Origin of the sequence: Cellulomonas cellasea (assembly GCF_030372105.1) — a bacterium.
GTDB lineage: Bacteria > Actinomycetota > Actinomycetes > Actinomycetales > Cellulomonadaceae > Cellulomonas_A > Cellulomonas_A cellasea_A.
The window spans coordinates 1-16,762 of sequence record NZ_JAUDBQ010000010.1; the positions used below are offsets into that span (position 1 = coordinate 1).

The window sequence follows — 16,762 nt, forward strand, 5'->3', positions numbered from 1 at the left end:
CCCGCCGCACCCCCTGCCGGGCTGCGGGCCGTCCTTCCGGGCGCCCTCGTCGCGATGGCCGTGTCGGCCCTCTGCCTGGCATTCACCGCCTGGTCGCCGACGTTCCCGGTGCTGCTGGTGGCCATCGGCGCCGGTCTCCTCGCGCGGATGCTGCACCTGGTGCACCCCGTGCTCGAGCCGGGCCTGGCCTGGACGGCGCGCCACGTGCTGCGCGCCGGCGTCGTGCTGCTCGGCTTGCAGGTCTCCGGCGCGGAGGTGCTGTCGCTGGGCGCCGGCGAGTTGCTGGTGCTGGGGGTGACGGTGGCCGTCACGTTCAGCGCCACGCGCTGGCTCGGGCGGCGGTTGGGGGTGGGCCGTGCGCTGAGCCTGCTGATCGCCACCGGCTTCTCCATCTGCGGCGCCGCGGCCGTCGCCGCGATGAGCCCCGTGGCCGACGCGGACGAGGACGACGTGGCCACCGCCGTCGCACTGGTGACCCTCTACGGCAGCCTCGCGATCGTGCTGATCCCCGTGCTGTCCCACCTGGTGGGGCTCGACGAGAGGACTGCGGGGCTGTGGGCGGGCATGTCCGTGCACGAGGTCGCGCAGGTCGTGGCGGCCGCGGGGGCGATCTCCGCCGTCGCGCTCACCGTCGCAGTCGTCGCCAAGCTGGCCCGCGTGGTGCTGCTCGCCCCGCTCGTCGCGGTCGTCGGGCTGCAGCACCGGCGCAGCGGCGCCACGACCACCGGCAAGCGGCCCCCGGTGATCCCCCTGTTCGTCGTGGGCTTCCTCATCGCCGTCGTGATCCGGTCCACCGGGCTGCTGCCCGACGGTGTGGCGTCGATGGCGCGCACCGCGACCACGCTGGCCCTCGGCGCGGCGATGGTGGCGCTCGGCAGCCAGGTGCGCATCGGCAAGCTGGTGCGCGGCGGCGGACGGGCGCTAGCCCTGGGAGGCGTCGCCACGGCGATCGCGATGTCCGTGAGCCTGGGCGGGCTGCTGCTCATCGGCTGAGCCGAGGGGCCGCCGCCCTGGGCAGGCGCCGACGCCGACGCCGACGCGGGCGCTGGCGTCGGCGCAGGCCAGCGGTCTGCGGGGCTCCCGGGGCGCCGCTCGTAGCGCGGGCAGGCGCCGCTGGCTGGCAGAATTCCCGCATGACCTCACCCGCGCTCGTCGTCGCCGCGGCCATCGTCGACGACCTCGACTCGCCCCGGCGCCTCCTCGCCGCGCGCCGCTCGGCGCCGACGAGCCTCGCCGGCCGCTGGGAGTTCCCCGGCGGCAAGGTCGAGCCCGGCGAGTCGCCCGAGAACGGGCTGCACCGCGAGCTGCGCGAGGAGCTCGGGGTCCGGGTCGAGCTCGGGCCCGAGGTGCCCGGCCCGGATGACGGCGCCTGGCCGCTGTCGCCCGCCTACGCGATGCGCCTGTGGCTCGCCGAGGTCACGCACGGCACCCCCGAGCCGCTGATCGAGCATGACGAGCTGCGTTGGCTGCCCATCGGGCAGTGGCTCTCCGTCCCCTGGCTGGACGCCGACGTCCACATCGTGAAGTCGTTGATGTCGGTCATCACCCGCGTCTGACGCGCTGCTGGGCGGCCCACACCTCGCCTCGCGTGGCGCGACGGCCCATCCGGGGTCACTGTCGAAGGACGCCGTCTCCACCCGGCCTGTGGGTGGGCGCGGCGGCCGGCCCCGGGGGGTCCAGGGCCGTGCGATGAGGGGGTGTTCGGCTGTGGCGACTGCATATGACCCGTTCCAGGAGATGGACCGGCTCGTCGGCCAGATGTTCGGCAGTGCCCGGGCAGCGGCGACGATGCCGATGGATCTCTACCACTCCGGTGATCACTACGTGCTGCTCGTCGACCTGCCGGGCGCCGATCCGGGCACCATCGACGTGAGTGTGGAGGACCGGACGCTGACCATCAGGGCGCAGCGCACCCCCCGCACCGACACCGACGTCCAGTGGCTCGCCCGGGAGCGGCCGAGCGGCACCTACGCCCGGCAGCTCACCGTCAGCCGTGGCCTCGACCTGCAGAACATCACGGCGACCTACGCCGACGGCGTGCTCGCGCTCACCATCCCCGTCGCGGAGTCGGCCAAGCCGCGCCGCGTCGAGGTGCAGCGGGGTGGGCATGAGGGGCACCCGACCATCGAGACGTCGACATCGACATCGACGGGCGCCAGCGCCTCCTCAGGCGGCCAGTACCCGTCGTCGACGGAGGGGACGTCCGGATCGGCCTGACGCGCGCCTGGCGATCAACCCGCACGACAGCGTGGGCCCCGTCCGAGGAGGACGGGGCCCACGCCCACGCGTTTCCGGGCTCGCCCGGCCAGTCAGGTCCGCTGGGTCAGAGCGTCGCGCGCACCGTCCGGGTCGCGGCGAGGATGCTCTCCAGGGAGGGCGTGACCTCGGCGTAGCGGCGGGTCTTGAGGCCGCAGTCCGGGTTGACCCACAACTGGTCGACGGCGATGGACTTGACCGCCGCCTCCAGCAGCTCGGTGACCTCTGCCTCGCCGGGAACCCGCGGCGAGTGGATGTCGTAGACGCCCGGGCCCACCGCGCGCGGGTAGCCGGCGTCGGCGATGTCGGCCAGGATCTCCATCTTCGAGCGGGCGGCCTCGATGGACGTCACGTCGGCGTCCAGGCCGTCGATGGCGCCGATGACCTCGCCGAACTCCGAGTAGCACAGGTGCGTGTGGATCTGCGTGTCCGGGCGGACCCCTGAGGTCGCCAGCCGGAACGAGCGCACCGACCAGTCGAGGTACGCGGCGTGGTCGGCCGCGCGCAGCGGGAGCAGCTCGCGCAGCGCCGGCTCGTCGACCTGCACGATGGCGATGCCCGCCGACTCCAGGTCCGCGATCTCGTCCCGCAGGGCCAGCGCGACCTGGTTGGCGGTGTCGCCCAGCGGCTGGTCGTCCCGCACGAACGACCACGCGAGGATCGTCACCGGGCCGGTGAGCATGCCCTTGACCGGCTTGCTCGTGAGCGACTGCGTGTACTGCGTCCAGCCCACCGTGATGGGCGCCGGGCGCGACACGTCGCCCCACAGGATCGACGGGCGCGTGCAGCGTGAGCCGTAGGACTGCACCCAGCCGTTCTGCGTCACGGCGAACCCGTCGAGGTTCTCCGCGAAGTACTGCACCATGTCGTTGCGCTCGGGCTCGCCGTGCACCAGCACGTCCAGGCCGATGGACTCCTGCAGCTCGACGACGCGGCGGATCTCCGCGCGCATCTCCTCCTCGTACTGCTCGGTGCTGAGCTCCCCGCGGTCGTGCGCCGCGCGGGCCTTGCGGATGTCGGGGGTCTGCGGGAACGAGCCGATGGTCGTGGTGGGCAGCGGCGGGAGCTGCAGGCGGTCCGCCTGGGCGGCCTTGCGGTCGGCGAAGTCGCCACGGCGGAACGCGTCCTCGTCGAGGGCCGCCACGCGCTCGCGGACCTCGGGGCGGACGACGCCGGGGGCGTTGCGCCGGGTGGCGAGCGCGGCGTCGGCGGCGAGGATCTGGTCCTTCACCGCGAGGCCGCCCTCGGTGAGGCCGGTGGCGAGCGTCGCGATCTCGGTGACCTTCTGGTCGGCGAAGGCGAGCCACGAGCGCAGCGTCGGGTCGAGCGCCGGCTCGTCCTCGACGTCATGCGGCACGTGGAACAGCGACGTGGACGTGCCGGCGGCGATGGTGGCCTCTGGGCCGACGGCCGCGCGCAGCGCCTCGAGGCGGTCGAGGGCGGCGCCCAGGTCGGCGCGCCACACGTTGTGGCCGTCGATGACGCCGCCGACGACGACCTTGCCCGCCAGGCCCGGCACGTCCTCGGCGGGGAGCCCGCCGCGCACCAGGTCGAGCGCGATGCCGTCGACGTCCGTGGCGGCCAGCAGCGGCAGCGCCTCGTCGAGGTCGCCGTAGGGCGCGGCCACGAGGATCGCGGGGCGCTCGTCGGCGGGGATCTGCGTGGCCAGCGCGCGGTACGCCTCGGCGACCGCAGCGTGCAGCCGCTCGGTGGGGACGTCCACGGAGTCGGAGACGAGGGCGGGCTCGTCGAGCTGCACCCAGGTGGCGCCGGCCGCGCGCAGCTCGCGCAGCAGCGTGGCGTACACGGGCAGCACGTCGGCGAGCCGGTCGATGGGGGAGAAGCCCTCCGGGGAGCCCTCGGTCGCCTTCGCCAGCGCCAGGTAGGTCACCGGGCCGACGATGACGGGCCGGGTCAGCACGCCGTCGGCGAGGCCCTCCGCGAACTCGCGCACCGGGCGGTCGCTCGCGTAGCGGAACTCCGTCTCGGGGCCGATCTCGGGCACCAGGTAGTGGTAGTTCGTGTCGAACCACTTGGTCATCTCGAGCGGCAGGTCCTCGCCGCGGCCGCGCGCCACCGTCGAGTACCCGGCCAGGTCGAGGCGCCCGTCGGCGTCGGCCAGGTCCGCGAACCGGGCCGGCACGGCGCCCAGCAGGGCCGTCGCGTCGAGCACCTGGTCGTAGAACGAGAAGGCGGACGGGATGGCTGGCACGTCGGTGCGCAGCCCCAACTCGGCCAGGCGGGCGCGGGTGCGGCGGCGCAGGTCGGCCGCGACGGCCTCGACCTCGGCGGCGTCGGAGCGTCCGGCCCAGAAGGCCTCGATGGCCCTCTTGAGCTCGCGGCGCGGCCCGATGCGCGGGTAGCCGAGGACGGTGCCGGCCGGGAACTCCGGCGTGGCGGTCGTGTCGTTCGTGGTCATGCTCAGCCCCTCGAGGTCTGGTGATCGGCTTGGGTGGGGGTGACCTGCGGCGCGCCGGCAGCCGGTCGGGCGAGGGGGCCTGGGGTGGCCCCGCCGCCGAGATGTGCGCCCTCGAGCAGGTCGAGCGCGGCGTGGTGGGTGTTGAACGTGTAGATGTGGACGCCCGGCGCCCCGCCGTCGAGCACGGCGTTCACCAGGTCGACGCCCGCGCGGATGCCGATGCGGTGGCGCGCGACCTCGTCGTCGACGGACTCCAGCCGGGCCAGCAGGTCGCGCGGGACCTGCACGCCGGTGAGCGCCTCGAGCCGCATCAGGCGGCCCGGGTCGGTGGTGGGGATGATGCCGGGGATGATCGGGATGGTGACGCCGGCCCGTCGGGCCTCCGCGACCATGCCCAGGTAGGACGCCGGGTCGTAGAACACCTGCGAGATGGCGAAGTCGGCGCCGGCGCACTGCTTGTCGAGCAGCGCGGCGATGTCCTGCTCGCGGGTGCTGCCCACGGGCGCGTTGCCGCGGGGGAACGCCGCGACGGCCACCGACAGCGGGCGGACGGTGGCCCGCACGGCCTGCGCGGGGCTCTGGGCGCGGCGCCGGGCCTCGATCTGCCGCAGCAGCGCGACCAGCTCGGCCGCGGTGCGCAGCCCGTCGGGGTGGGGATGCCAGCCGGACTGGTCGGACGGCGGGTCGCCGCGCAGGGCGAGGAAGGAGCGCACGCCCTCGTCGAGGAACTCCTCGACGACCTCGACGACCTCCGCGCGGGAGGTGCCGACGCAGGTCAGGTGCGCGATGGGGTTCAGGGCCGTCTCGCGGAGCAGGCGGCGCACCAGTCGGCGGGTGGTGTCACGGGTCTTGCCCTCGACGCCGTAGGTCACGGAGACGAAGTCGGGGCGGGCCGAGCTCAGCGCCTGGATGGTCTCCCAGAGCCGGGGCGCGGCGTCGGGGTTGCGCGGCGGGTAGAGCTCGAACGAGACCGTGGGGCGGTCCATGAGCGCGAGGTGCTCGCGCGTCGCGACCTCGATCGGGTCGTCGTTCCAGGCCGCGGCGCTCATCGGGGCCACCGGCGGCCCGGGCGCGGCGCAGCCGCGGGACGACAACGATCCATGCAGGTCATGGTCAGCTCCATCGACCCTGGCGGAAGCACCCACACCCGCGATGAACGAGGGGGGTTGCTGCGGCGTCGTCGAGCCAGGTCTCTCGGCCGCTCTGGATGGTGACGCAATGCTAGGCCCATACCGCCATATGGGCAATAGTTCTCACGGATCGAGATTCAGCGGTAGCGGGCCGGCCGCTTCGGACGAGTCGTCCCGCTACCTCCTGATTATCGCGCGCCACACGGCTTCGCGGCAGGCCCCTGGAATCGATGAAGATCGATGCGCGCCTTGTGCCTGCGCGCTGACCGGCGCGAACATAGAGCCATGTCGATACGTCCCTCTGCCCTGTTCGTCTGCGTGCACAACGCCGGCCGCTCCCAGATGGCCGCCGGATACCTGCGCGCGCTGTCGGGCGGGGCGGTGGAAGTCCGCTCCGCGGGCTCCGCGCCGGCGGACCAGATCAACGCCGTCGCCGTCGAGGCCATGCTCGAAGACGGCGTCGACATCCGCTCCGAGCAGCCCAAGGTCCTCACCACCGACGCGGTGCAGGCCTCCGACGTCGTCATCACCATGGGCTGCGGCGACGCGTGCCCGATCTTCCCCGGCAAGCGTTACGAGGACTGGGCCCTAGCGGACCCGGCCGGCCAGGGCATCGAGGCGGTGCGCCCCATCCGCGACGAGATCCGCGCGCGCGTGCTCACACTGCTCGACGAGTTGGGCGTCGAGCCAGCGCGCTGACGCTCACCGCCGGTCCGTGGACGCGCTCAGGCGCCCCACCGGTCATCCTGGATTGAGGCGTCCTGTGTGAGCTCGGCGTTGGGCTCTGCTGGCGCCGCGGCGGCCTGCTTGTGCGCACGCCTCCCAGCGCGCCCCTGGCCAGGCAGCGTCTCGATGAATGGGGTGACGACCCTGCCGCCGCTGCGCCGAGTGCTCGCAAGACCCTCCCGCGTCTGTTGGGCGACGGCGGCGATGTTCGTCGCGACTGCGCCTGCCAAGAAGTCGGCGTCGGGCGAGTCAGTCTCTTCGGCAGCCTGCGCGAACGCTGGCGGGATCGTCGTGGCGAGGTCGTCGACCCAGTCGACCACCTGCGCGACCGGTAGGCCGAGCGCCCGGGCGAACTTCTCCCAGTTGCCCAGCTCGACGTCTCCGAAGCGGCGCTCCCCTCCGATCGACATGGCCCCCTTGGGGTAGCGGAGGCGGCCTGCCGCGTCGGGGATCAACCCGGTGGCGACGTCGTACAGCGGCGCCAGGGTGGCGCTGCCCCCGATCAGGAGCAGCCCGTAGTTCTTGCCGTGGGCGTCAGGCGCCCCCAGGATCTGGTTGGCGATCACCGCGCGAGCGAACCTCTCGATCGAGGCGGCATCGGCGGCAGTGCGCAGCAGGTCGGCGATCCGCTGCGCGCCCGGACCGCCGTCAGACTCGTACTTGCGGCTGGGGTCCATGCCGTGGGCTTGAACCACGTCCTCCTGGTGAATCCGGATCGTGGCCCCGGACGCTGCGGTGCGCCGGTCGAACCGGGTCACCACGATCGCGTCCTGATCCTCGAAAGCCAGGTAGTGGGTCTCGGCGATCTCCAGCCCGACCAAGGCAAGCGCGCGCATGCTGACGTGCTCGGACAGCGCCTGGGCGCGGATCCTGCCGATTCCGGGCTTGACGATGTGGGTGGAGGGCGCGCTTCCGTCGGCGAAGGCCCATCCGTCCGGAGTGCGAGCGAGGGTGAACTTGGACTGGGCGCCCGCCAGGCTCCAATGCGCATCGTCGTCGTCCTGCCACGCGGCGTCGTCGTGGCGGATGCGGCGCAGCTTGTCGGCGATCGCGGCGTCACTTGCGGGCGTCAGCTCGCCTGGGCGGTTGATGGCGTCGTCAATAGCGTCCTCGGAGGTGAAGACGGCTCCCCCAGGGACGTCCAGCCCCACGTGGGCGATCAAGCCGAGCGTGTTGCCGGTGCGCACCCCCGCCTTGCGTGCCCACCGCTGGCGCACCTCTGCGTGGTCGGGCAGGAGCCCTCTCAGGTACGCCTCGACGGCCCGGCCGCTGTAGGGGGTGGCGCTGACCGGCATGGACAGCGACAGGGGCGTGGGGTTCTCGTGGATGCGGTACTCGGGGAGGTACTCCAGCCTGGTGCGTTCGCCGTCACGGTCGATGACGCCGGCCACCTGCCCGTACAGCGCGAACGCGAGCCTCATGAGTCTTCCAGCAGATCGGACAGGGCCTGCTCGGCGGAGGGTGTGCGGTGGTCGACCAGGCTCAGGGCGGCGTCCAGTGCGCGCATCACGGCCAGCACCCGGTTCAGCTCGGCGCGAGGGCGGCGGCCGCGCTCGATGTCGATCACGAAGCCGCGGGAGACGCCGGCGCGGTCGGCGAGCTGCGCCTGCGTCAGGCCGGCGCGGGCGCGCCGGTCACGCAACGCGGCGCCCAGCTCGATCTCATTCCGGACAGGCCTCATGAATGTCACAGTACTACGACAAGAGCACATGTCGCGGTGCTGCGACAATCCAAGTTGTCGCGGTAGTACGACACAGGATGGCAGGTGTAGTCGTGCCGCGGGCTACCGGGCCAGCACCACCGGGCAGGTTGCCAGGTGGTCGTCCACCAGCCCGCACGCCTGCATCGCCGCGTAGGCGGTGGTCGGGCCGATGAAGCGGAAGCCCAGCGACTTGAGCTCCCGGGCCAGGGCGCGCGACTCAGGCGTCACCGCCGGGACGTCCTCCCACGTGGCGGGCCGCACATGCGCCGAGCGGTCCGGGGCGTGCGACCAGAAGACCTCGTCGAGCGACCGGCCCTGCTCCGCCAGGGCGAGCACCGCCCGTGCGTTGGCGATGGTCGCCTCGACCTTGGCCCGGTTCCGGATGATCCCCGCGTCGGCGAGCAGCCGCGCCACATCGGACTCGTCGTACCGGGCCACAGCCGCCGCGTCGAAGTCGGCGAACGCCGCCCGGAACGCCGGACGCTTGCGCAGCACTGTGATCCATGCCAGGCCGGACTGGAAGCTCTCGAGGGCGATCCGCTCGAACAGGTCCCGGTCGCCGTGCACCGGGCGGCCCCACTCGGTGTCGTGGTACTCCTCGTACAGCGGGTTCCCGTCGCCGAAGCAGCGGGCGGCAGCCGGTGCGAGGGGTGCGGCTGTCAGCGGGGCGGCTTCGGCGTCGGACGGCATGGGGTCATTGTGCTGCTGTCGGCTGACATGCCGGACCGGTCGCTGCGCCCCGCTCAGGACGTCCGGCGGCGGCCGATCTTGGGCGCGGCGGCAGGTGTGCGCTGGCGCGGGACCTCGAACCACGAGTGCGGCGAGCCCGCCGGGACGCTGGCCAGGCCCTGGTGCACCGCGATGAGGATCTCCTCCGTGGGCGGCGCAGAGCTCGCCCCGGTGGCGCCGTCGATCGCCTCGCGGTCCGCGTCGTCGCGGTCGGGCCGGGTGGTCATGCGGGCACTGTAGTGCGGGGCCCTCAGGCGTGGGAGCGCCACCACGCAACCTCACCCGGTGTGTCGTCGAGTTTCGCCCGGTGGCGTGGCGCGGTGCGCCCGGTGGCGTGGCGTGGCCGCCCGAACGGGCCTGTCAGGCCTCGGCGAGGGCCTTGCGGATGCGCTTCTCGCTGACCGGGCCGTCGGTGCCGAGTTGCTGCGCGAACAGGGACACGCGCAGTTCCTCGATCATCCAGCGCACCGCGTCCAGCGCCGCGCGCTGATCGGGGTCGACGGCCTGGGCGTGGGTCGCCGTCGCCTCGGCCCGCGCCACGGCCGTCGCGTGCTCGCGGGTCAGCTCGGCGACCGTCCACGCCATGGACGCGTCACGGTCCGGGTTGGCGGCGGCCTTGGACAGCCGGTGACGGGCCGCGCGCAGGTACCGGGCCAGATGCGGCAGCCGCGAGGCCCCCACCTCGGAGACGAAGCCGACGTGCACCAGCCGGGCCGCCTGCTCGCGGACGTCCTGCAACGTGGCCAGCAGGGCCATGCTCGTCGACGCGCGGACCTCCGCGTCGAGCTCACGCGAGGCGCCCAGCACGGCCACCAGGTCGGTGACGATCCGGTGCACCGTGTCCTCGATCCGGTCCCGCACGAACGCCCGCAGCGCGGCATGGGCGTCTGACGTGCGGATCTCCGTGGCGGGCCGCCCGGCCAGGTGCTCGGCCAGGAGGTGGTCGACGGCGGCGAGCTGCACATCCGCCACCAGCGCCTCCGTGCTCGGATACGGGCTCGCGGCGAGGGTGAGCGCCTGCTGCCCGGACCAGCGCGTGGTCACGCGGGGCGTCGCCAGCCCGACCTCGCGCAGCAAGAGCCGCCGCAGGCCGCGGCGGTGCTCGACGACCTGGGTGGCCGGATCTGCCATGACGCGCAGCGCCACGGCGCCGCCGGGCTCCTCGACCAGCGCCGGGTAGCCGCGCACGCGCAGGCCGCCGGGGCCGGACGTCTCGACGGTCAGCGGCAGGGCGCCGTCGGGCAGGTCGTCGGGCCAGGTCGTCAGGCCGGTGCGCTCGGGGATGCCGGGGGAGAGCGGGGCGGCCGGGGTCGCGGGCGCCCCGGCAGCGGAGCCGGGTGCGGCAGGGGCACGGCCGCCACCGACGGGCGCGGTGTCGGACGCCGCGCTGTGGGAGGTCGCGCTGTCGGCCGGCGCCGCGCCCTTCGCGCCCCGCCGCCCGGCGCCGCCCACCTCGCGCATCGCATCGCGCACCGCGGTGCGCACGGCGCTGCTCACCGCGTCCTGGGTGCGGTGCGCCAACCGGCGCTGCAACCCGATGAGGTCCTTGCCCTCCTCGACCACCTGCCCGCGCTCCGCCTCCACCCGGAACGTCATGCGCAGATGGGCGGGCAGCCGCTCGTCGTCGAACGCGTCCTCGGGCACCTCGACGTCGCGCAGCGCGCGGACCGCCTGGGCGAACGCCTCGTGGAAGGACGGCGCCAGGTCGGCGGCGCGGACCGTGTCCTCCCAGCTCGCCAGATGCTCGTCGAACCACGCGACGACGCCGCGCGCGACGTCCGGCGCCGGCACCAACTGCACGCGCACCGGCTTCGGCAAGGCGCGGATCGTGGCCGTCACCAGCTCCTCGCGCAGGCCCGGCACCATCCAGCCGAAGCCGTCGGGCCGCACGCGGGCCAGCAGCACCAGGGGGATGTGGACGGTGACGCCGTCCGCGTCCGTGCCAGGCTCGAACTGGTAGGTCAGCGGCAGCTCCAGGTCGCCCTGCGGCCACGTCGCGGGGAAGTCCGCCTCGCTGATCACGGCGTCGTCGTCGGCGACGAGCAGCTCACGGGTGAAGGTCAGCAGATCGGGGTCGGAGCGCCGGGCCGTCTTCCACCACGTGTCGAAGTGCCGGGCGGAGACCACGTCGGCGGGGATCCGCTCGTCGTAGAAGGCGAACAGCACCTCGTCGTCCACCACCAGGTCGCGTCGGCGGGCCCGGGCCTCGAGGCTCTCCGCCTCCTTGAGCAGGCGGCGGTTCTCGTGGAAGAACTCGTGGTGCGTGGTCCACTCGCCCTCGACCAGCGCGTGCCGGATGAACAGCTCGCGGGCGTGCTCGGGGTCGTGCTTCGCGTACAGCACGCGGCGCTGGGCCACGATCGGCACGCCGTAGAGCAGCACGCGCTCCATCGCCATCGCCGCGCCCTGCTTGGTGGACCACGACGGCTCGGAGTACACGCGCTTGACCAGGTGCTGCGCGAGCTCCTCAGCCCACTCGGGCTGGATGCGCGCCGCGTCGCGGGCCCACAACCGGGACGTCTCCACGAGCTCGCCGGCCATGATCCACGCCGGGGGGCGTTTGGCCAGGGCCGATCCCGGGAAGATGGCGAACCGGGCGCCGCGCGCGCCGATGTACTCGTTGCGGCCTCGGCGGTCCGGCCGGCCGGCGGGCTTCTTGCCGCGCTGGGCGGCGGGCGGAGTGACCTCGGTGGCCTCCTGCATGCCGATCTGGCTGAGCAGGCCCGCGAGCAGGCTCATGTGGATGCGGTCGGCGTCCCAGTCGAGGCGCAGCGTGCCGGGGCCGTCGGCCGTGTCGGAGTCGAGCACCGTCTGGGCCGCACCGGGGGCGGTGCGACGTCGGGGTCCAGCGGGGGCAGCGGCCTTGCCCGACGACGCGGCGTCGGCGGTCTGGCGCTGCGGCGGCGGGTTCACCACGATGCCCAGCGGCTTGGCCAGCTCGCGGAGCTGCGTCACCACGTCCTGCCACTCGCGGATGCGCAGGTAGTTGAGGTGCTCGGCCTTGCACATGCGGCGGAACGCCGAGCCGGACAGCTCGCGCTGCTGCTCCTTGAGGTACTGCCACAGGTTCAGGTACGTGAGGAAGTCCGACGTGGGGTCGGCGAACCGCGCATGCTGCTGGTCGGCCTGGGCGCGCTGCTCCATCGGGCGCTCGCGCGGGTCCTGGATGGACAGCGCCGCGGCGATGATCATGACCTCGCGGGCGACCCCGCGGCGGCCGGCCTCGACGATCATCCGGCCGAGGCGCGGGTCCATCGGCAACTGGGCCAGGTCGCGGCCCACCTTCGTCAGCCCTGTGCCCGCCTCGTCGCCGGAGCCGAGCGCCCCGAGCTCGGTGAGCAGCTGCGTGCCGTCCCGCACCGCGCGCGTGTCCGGCGGGTCCACGAACGGGAACTTCGCGATGTCGTCGGGCGTGGTCGCGACGCCCACCGCGATCATTTGCAGGATCACCGACGCGAGCGACGTGCGCAGGATCTCCGGCTCGGTGAACTCCGGCCGCGACTCGAAGTCCTCATGCGAGTACAGCCGGATCGCGATGCCGTCCGCGACGCGCCCGCACCGGCCCGAGCGCTGGTTCGCCGACGCCTGCGAGATCGGCTCGATGGGCAGCCGCTGCACCTTCGTGGCCTTCGAGTACCGCGAGATGCGCGCCGTGCCCGGGTCGATCACGTACCGGATGCCCGGCACTGTCAGCGACGTCTCGGCGACGTTCGTGGCCAGCACCACGCGGCGGTTGCCATGCGGCTGGAACACCCGGTGCTGCTCGGCCGACGACAGCCGCCCGTACAGGGGCAGGATCTCCACCGCGTCGGGCCGGCGCAGGTCGGCAGCCCGCTCGCCGAGGTGCGAGCGCAGCGCCTCCTCCGCGTCGCGGATCTCCCGCTCGCCTGAGAAGAACACCAGGATGTCGCCCGGGCCCTCGGCGGCGAGCTCGTCGAAGGCCTCGCAGATGGCGGTGAGCGGGTCGCGGTCCTCGACCTCGCGCTGCTTCTTCCCGCGTCCCTTGGGCGCGCCCTCTCCCGCCTCGGGCTCCGGCTCGGGGTCGGGCGTCAGCGGGCGGTAGCGGACCTCCACCGGGTAGGTGCGGCCCGTGACCTCGATGACCGGGGCCGGCACACCCTCCGGGTGCTCGGGCGTCGGCGGGCCGGCGAAATGCCGCGCGAACCGCTCCGAGTCGATCGTCGCCGACGTGATGATGAGCTTGAGGTCCGGGCGCTGCGGCAGCAGCCGCGTCAGGTACCCCAGCAGGAAGTCGATGTTGAGCGAGCGCTCATGCGCCTCGTCGATGATCAGCGTGTCGTAGCCGCGCAGCATCGGGTCCCGCTGGATCTGCGCCAGCAGGATGCCGTCGGTCATCACCTTGACGAGCGTCCGCTCGCTCGACTCGTCGGTGAACCGCACCTGGTAGCCCACGAGCTCGCCGATCGACGTGCCCAACTCGTCAGCGATCCGCTCCGCGACCGTGCGGGCCGCGATCCGCCGCGGCTGCGTGTGCCCGATCTGCCCCTCGCGACCCCGACCGAGGTCGAGCACGATCTTCGGCAGCTGCGTCGTCTTCCCCGAGCCCGTCTCGCCCGCGACGATCACCACCTGGTGGTCGCGGATCGCGGCCGCGATGTCGTCGCGGCGCGCCGAGACGGGGAGTTGCTCGGGGTACGTGATGGGCGGGACGACGGCGGCACGTCGGGCGGCGGCGCGGCGCTCGCGGCGGCGCGGGTCGTCACGGCGGGGATCGTCACGGCGCGGCTGGTCGTCGCGGGGCTTGTCGGAGCGGGGCTGGTCGGTGCGGGGCTTGTTGGTGCGCCGAGGCTGGTCGGTGCGAGCGCCTGCCTGCGGGGTGTCGCCCTCGGATCCGGCGGTGCGCTTGTCGGGGCCGGGCCGCCGGCGGGGAGGGCGGCGTCGCCGAGCCGGGCGGGAACCGGGGTCGGCGCCCTCAGGCCTCGGCTGGTCCTCTCCGGCGGTGCTCACGACGGCCCATTCTCCCAGGTGAACCTGCGAGCCGTCGCCCACAATCTCCGGGCCAAGGCCCGCCGGGGTCGATTCGCCTGGGCGGGCGGGCGAGGGTCCCAAGGGCGAGGCGCAATTCGGCCCGCCGGACGGCAGCGCTCAGTACGTTGGGGGCGTCGGATGAGCCCCTCCCGTGTGAGGGCCCTGGTGGAGGGAAGACGGCGCGGACATGAACCAGTTGTGGAGCCACTTCAGCCCGCTCGTCCTGGTGGGCGCCATGTTCGCGGCGCCCGTGTTGACGCTCGGCTTCATCTTGGCGTGGCGCCGGCGCGGGTTCGCCCACGATCGCGCGGTGGTCCTCCGTGCGACGGGCGACGCCTTCCTGGCGCTGTGGGGGCTGGCCTTGGTGCTCACCACCCAGGCGACTGTCGCGCCGGGGGTGACGACCCGGCCGCTGCAGCTTGTCCCCTTCGAGGGCCTGGCCCCCTTGATCACGCGATCGGCGTCCTGGGAGGTTCCCACCGCGCAGATCGGCGGGCTCGTCCTGCTCTTCCTCCCTCTGGGCGTCCTGCTCGCGCTCCGCTTCGGGTGGGGGCTGGGCAGGTGCGTGCTGACGGGGGTGGCTGTCGCGGTGTCGGCGGAGGCCTTGCAGTGGATCCTCGGGGCAGGCCGGGTCGCGGCGACGGACGACGTGCTGGTGGCGACGCTCGGGGTCTTCTTGGGGGCGGCATTGGTGGTGGTGGCTCGCGCTGCTCGTGTGCGGGTGCATTCGGGGGCCCGCGTCGCCGTTGGGTGAATGTGCCCCACGGCACATTCGAGGAACGATAATTCCATCGCTTTCCGGCTGGCGTCTCGATATTGTTCGGAGCGTGAACACCATCACCTCGCGAAAGTCGGACGCCACCCCTGTCCGCCGCGCACGCCGCCGTCCATCCGTCCCTTCGAGCCGGGCTCTCACTGCCGCGCAACGCCGCGACATGGCCCATCTGATCGCCCTCTCAGGGATGACGCCGCTGGTGCGCTGACGCACGAGGCCGTCTGACGGGTCGAACGAGACCACCTGTGCCCAGCAGTCTGCGAAGACTGCTGGGCATTGTGCTGGCTGTGGTGGGAGCGCCAGGAGAATGCGGGCCCATTCGTCAACGGATGGAAAAGTCAGGGGATGAATATCACCTCGGTTGACGCAGAAGATATTCGACCCATGAATGCGCCGCCGGTGTCAGGCCCGCGCCGCGAGCCAGGCCATCGCGTCCGGGTAGGCGCCGAGCACCGAGACGTGGCCGTCGTCGGGGCGCCGCCAGGCCTCGGCAGCGGGCAGCGCGGCTGCGAGGAGGTCGACGTGCCGGGTGGGGACCACGCGGTCCTGGCCGCCCTGCACCAGGAGCACAGGCGCGCGGACCTGCGCCACGTCGAACCCCCAGGGCCGCGCGAACGCCACGTCGTCGTCCACCAAGCCGCCCGGCCACGCCTGGCCGGCGTGCGCGGCGTCGTCACCGAGCGCCGCCCACTCCCCGGCTAGCGCCGCCCAGTCGGCCTCGGTGAACGACGCCGGGTCGAACTCCGCGTCCTGCGCATACCGCTCCCGCGCCTCCCGGCCCCCGGCGGCGGCTGCCCGGAGGCCCTCCGGGCTCGCCATCCCGGCGTACCAGTCCTCGTCCCCCGTCGGCGGGGCGATGGCGGCGAGGCAGGCGACGGCGTTGACCCGCTCCGGCAGCAGCGCCGCGCAGGCCAGTGCGTGCGGGCCGCCACCCGAGGCGCCCATCACCGCGAACCGCTCGACACCGAGCGCGTCGGCGAGCTGCGCCACGTCATCGGCCGCCGCGGCGACGTCCCGGCCAGGCGCGGGGGTGGACCCGCCGTAGCCGGGGCGGGCGTAAGACATGAGCCGGACGCCGAGGGCCGCCGCGGCGGTCACGAGCGGGCCGAGCAACTCGCCGCTCTGTGGGGAGCCGTGGTGCCAGACCACAGTCGCGCGGTCGGGGTCGCCGGGCGCCGTGTCATAGGCGCGCAAGGTGCGCCCGTCCCGCAGGTGGATGTCGTGCGCGGACCCGATCGGCGTGGCCATGTCGAGACGCTATGCCCGGATCGCCCCATCCCGCAGGACGCGAGGCTCGTACAGTGGCCGATCACAAGAGGTGCGAATCGCACTGCACACATGGGCGTCGAGCCGCGTCTTCAGAGGGTCAGCACGTTCGCGACACACCTGGAGGATCGATGAACGACACCACCACGACCCCGACGCCCGCCCTCGCCGAGGGCGAGGCCCGCCCGCGCCGCCGCTGGATGACCGTCGGCTTCGTCGCCGCGAGCCTGTCCCTCGCCGGAAGCAGCGTCGCGGTGGCCGCCGGTCTGGGCTCGGGCTCCGACGGCGCACAGCCTGGTGGCGAGACGGTCATCAGCGAGGAGATCGCCGCCGAGCAGTCCGCCTCGACCCTTGAGGACGACCGCTCCGCGGCCTCCGAGGCGTTCTGGGCCGCGGGCTACTCCACGACGGACGTCGCCAGGCTCGGCGATCTGTGGCAGCTCGAGGACACGTTCGAGGTCAAGGCCCGGGCGGGCCAGCTGATCCTGGACGGCAAGCAGGCGGAGCTGGGCGCCCCGACTCCCGAGGTCGAGGACCCGGCGATCACGGCCACCACCGCCTTCTGGGATGCCGGCTACACCTACGAGGACGCCGAGGAGCTCGCCGCGCTGTGGAGCTCGGAGGACACCTACGAGGCCAAGATCGCCGCGGGCGAGAAGCTCCTCGCGGGCGAGGTCCTGCCCGTTCTGCCGAGCGGGCAGCCGGGCGTCGGGCAGTGACCGCAGCCTCCTGACCCCACCCCGGCGCCCCTGAACTGCTCGCGAGGAGAT

General features: G+C 73.4%; 14 protein-coding genes and 1 riboswitch. Of the genes, 6 read left to right on the top strand and 8 right to left on the bottom strand.

What is annotated here, in order from left to right; translation table 11 throughout:
- The 3 genes from QUV83_RS10535 to QUV83_RS10545 all read left to right on the top strand — a co-directional run.
- Positions 1 to 993 (top strand): YeiH family protein (locus tag QUV83_RS10535; protein ID WP_289564480.1); only part of this gene is annotated, 993 nt, incomplete at its 5' end.
- 140 nt (positions 994 to 1,133) lie between these two features.
- Complete coding sequence (locus tag QUV83_RS10540) at positions 1,134 to 1,556, top strand: (deoxy)nucleoside triphosphate pyrophosphohydrolase (protein WP_289564481.1); 423 nt, start codon at positions 1,134 to 1,136, stop codon at positions 1,554 to 1,556.
- Between the two features lie 151 nt (positions 1,557 to 1,707).
- Positions 1,708 to 2,217: an Hsp20/alpha crystallin family protein gene (locus tag QUV83_RS10545; protein WP_289564482.1), complete on the top strand. Its 510-nt coding sequence runs from the start codon at positions 1,708 to 1,710 to the stop codon at positions 2,215 to 2,217.
- Positions 2,218 to 2,323: 106 nt separating this feature from the next.
- Here QUV83_RS10545 and metE read toward each other — a convergent pair whose 3' ends face one another.
- Both metE and QUV83_RS10555 read right to left on the bottom strand, forming a co-directional pair.
- Positions 2,324 to 4,675, bottom strand: a complete 2,352-nt coding sequence (gene metE, locus QUV83_RS10550; RefSeq protein ID WP_289564483.1) for a 5-methyltetrahydropteroyltriglutamate--homocysteine S-methyltransferase — start codon at positions 4,673 to 4,675, stop codon at positions 2,324 to 2,326.
- Between the two features lie 2 nt (positions 4,676 to 4,677).
- Entirely contained in the window at positions 4,678 to 5,724 is a 1,047-nt protein-coding gene (locus QUV83_RS10555) for a methylenetetrahydrofolate reductase (protein WP_289564484.1), read from the bottom strand.
- Positions 5,725 to 5,791: 67 nt separating this feature from the next.
- Positions 5,792 to 5,889: riboswitch (SAM riboswitch) on the bottom strand.
- 201 nt (positions 5,890 to 6,090) lie between these two features.
- Here QUV83_RS10555 and QUV83_RS10560 point away from each other — a divergent pair.
- Positions 6,091 to 6,504, top strand: coding sequence for an arsenate reductase ArsC (locus QUV83_RS10560; RefSeq protein ID WP_289564485.1), 414 nt, complete (start codon positions 6,091 to 6,093; stop codon positions 6,502 to 6,504).
- 26 nt (positions 6,505 to 6,530) lie between these two features.
- Here QUV83_RS10560 and QUV83_RS10565 read toward each other — a convergent pair whose 3' ends face one another.
- From QUV83_RS10565 to hrpA, 5 genes are all read right to left on the bottom strand, one after another.
- On the bottom strand, positions 6,531 to 7,952 hold the full coding sequence (locus QUV83_RS10565; RefSeq protein ID WP_289564486.1) for a type II toxin-antitoxin system HipA family toxin: 1,422 nt from the start codon (positions 7,950 to 7,952) through the stop codon (positions 6,531 to 6,533).
- On the bottom strand, positions 7,949 to 8,212 hold the full coding sequence (locus QUV83_RS10570) for a helix-turn-helix domain-containing protein (protein WP_289564487.1): 264 nt from the start codon (positions 8,210 to 8,212) through the stop codon (positions 7,949 to 7,951). The genes QUV83_RS10565 and QUV83_RS10570 overlap by 4 nt, the downstream gene beginning before the upstream one ends.
- Before the next feature lie 102 nt (positions 8,213 to 8,314).
- Entirely contained in the window at positions 8,315 to 8,923 is a 609-nt protein-coding gene (locus tag QUV83_RS10575) for a DNA-3-methyladenine glycosylase I (protein WP_289564488.1), read from the bottom strand.
- A gap of 53 nt (positions 8,924 to 8,976) precedes the next feature.
- On the bottom strand, positions 8,977 to 9,189 hold the full coding sequence (locus QUV83_RS10580) for a hypothetical protein (protein ID WP_289564489.1): 213 nt from the start codon (positions 9,187 to 9,189) through the stop codon (positions 8,977 to 8,979).
- Between the two features lie 133 nt (positions 9,190 to 9,322).
- Positions 9,323 to 13,930 carry an ATP-dependent RNA helicase HrpA gene (gene hrpA / locus QUV83_RS10585; RefSeq protein WP_289564490.1) on the bottom strand — a complete coding sequence of 1,536 codons (4,608 nt, stop codon included), beginning with the start codon at positions 13,928 to 13,930 and terminating at the stop codon, positions 9,323 to 9,325.
- 208 nt (positions 13,931 to 14,138) lie between these two features.
- Here hrpA and QUV83_RS10590 point away from each other — a divergent pair, with 208 nt between their 5' ends.
- Entirely contained in the window at positions 14,139 to 14,705 is a 567-nt protein-coding gene (locus tag QUV83_RS10590; RefSeq protein ID WP_289564491.1) for a VanZ family protein, read from the top strand.
- A gap of 423 nt (positions 14,706 to 15,128) precedes the next feature.
- Here QUV83_RS10590 and QUV83_RS10595 read toward each other — a convergent pair whose 3' ends face one another.
- Positions 15,129 to 15,974, bottom strand: coding sequence for an alpha/beta fold hydrolase (locus QUV83_RS10595; RefSeq protein ID WP_289564492.1), 846 nt, complete (start codon positions 15,972 to 15,974; stop codon positions 15,129 to 15,131).
- 149 nt (positions 15,975 to 16,123) lie between these two features.
- Between QUV83_RS10595 and QUV83_RS10600 the strand changes: the two genes are divergently transcribed.
- Positions 16,124 to 16,711 (top strand): hypothetical protein, encoded by a 588-nt coding sequence (locus QUV83_RS10600; RefSeq protein ID WP_289564493.1) that lies wholly within the window; start codon positions 16,124 to 16,126, stop codon positions 16,709 to 16,711.
- Positions 16,712 to 16,762 lie beyond the last annotated feature (51 nt).

Bases quoted from the DNA above. Each gene is read 5' to 3' on its own strand.
- QUV83_RS10560 (WP_289564485.1), top strand. From the start codon at position 6,091: ATGTCGATACGTCCCTCTGCCCTGTTCGTCTGCGTGCACAACGCCGGC.
- metE (WP_289564483.1), bottom strand. From the start codon at position 4,675: ATGACCACGAACGACACGACCGCCACGCCGGAGTTCCCGGCCGGCACC.
- QUV83_RS10600 (WP_289564493.1), top strand. From the start codon at position 16,124: ATGAACGACACCACCACGACCCCGACGCCCGCCCTCGCCGAGGGCGAG.
- QUV83_RS10595 (WP_289564492.1), bottom strand. From the start codon at position 15,974: ATGGCCACGCCGATCGGGTCCGCGCACGACATCCACCTGCGGGACGGG.
- QUV83_RS10555 (WP_289564484.1), bottom strand. From the start codon at position 5,724: ATGAGCGCCGCGGCCTGGAACGACGACCCGATCGAGGTCGCGACGCGC.
- QUV83_RS10570 (WP_289564487.1), bottom strand. From the start codon at position 8,212: ATGAGGCCTGTCCGGAATGAGATCGAGCTGGGCGCCGCGTTGCGTGAC.
- QUV83_RS10540 (WP_289564481.1), top strand. From the start codon at position 1,134: ATGACCTCACCCGCGCTCGTCGTCGCCGCGGCCATCGTCGACGACCTC.
- QUV83_RS10590 (WP_289564491.1), top strand. From the start codon at position 14,139: ATGAACCAGTTGTGGAGCCACTTCAGCCCGCTCGTCCTGGTGGGCGCC.
- QUV83_RS10575 (WP_289564488.1), bottom strand. From the start codon at position 8,923: ATGCCGTCCGACGCCGAAGCCGCCCCGCTGACAGCCGCACCCCTCGCA.
- QUV83_RS10580 (WP_289564489.1), bottom strand. From the start codon at position 9,189: ATGACCACCCGGCCCGACCGCGACGACGCGGACCGCGAGGCGATCGAC.
- QUV83_RS10565 (WP_289564486.1), bottom strand. From the start codon at position 7,952: ATGAGGCTCGCGTTCGCGCTGTACGGGCAGGTGGCCGGCGTCATCGAC.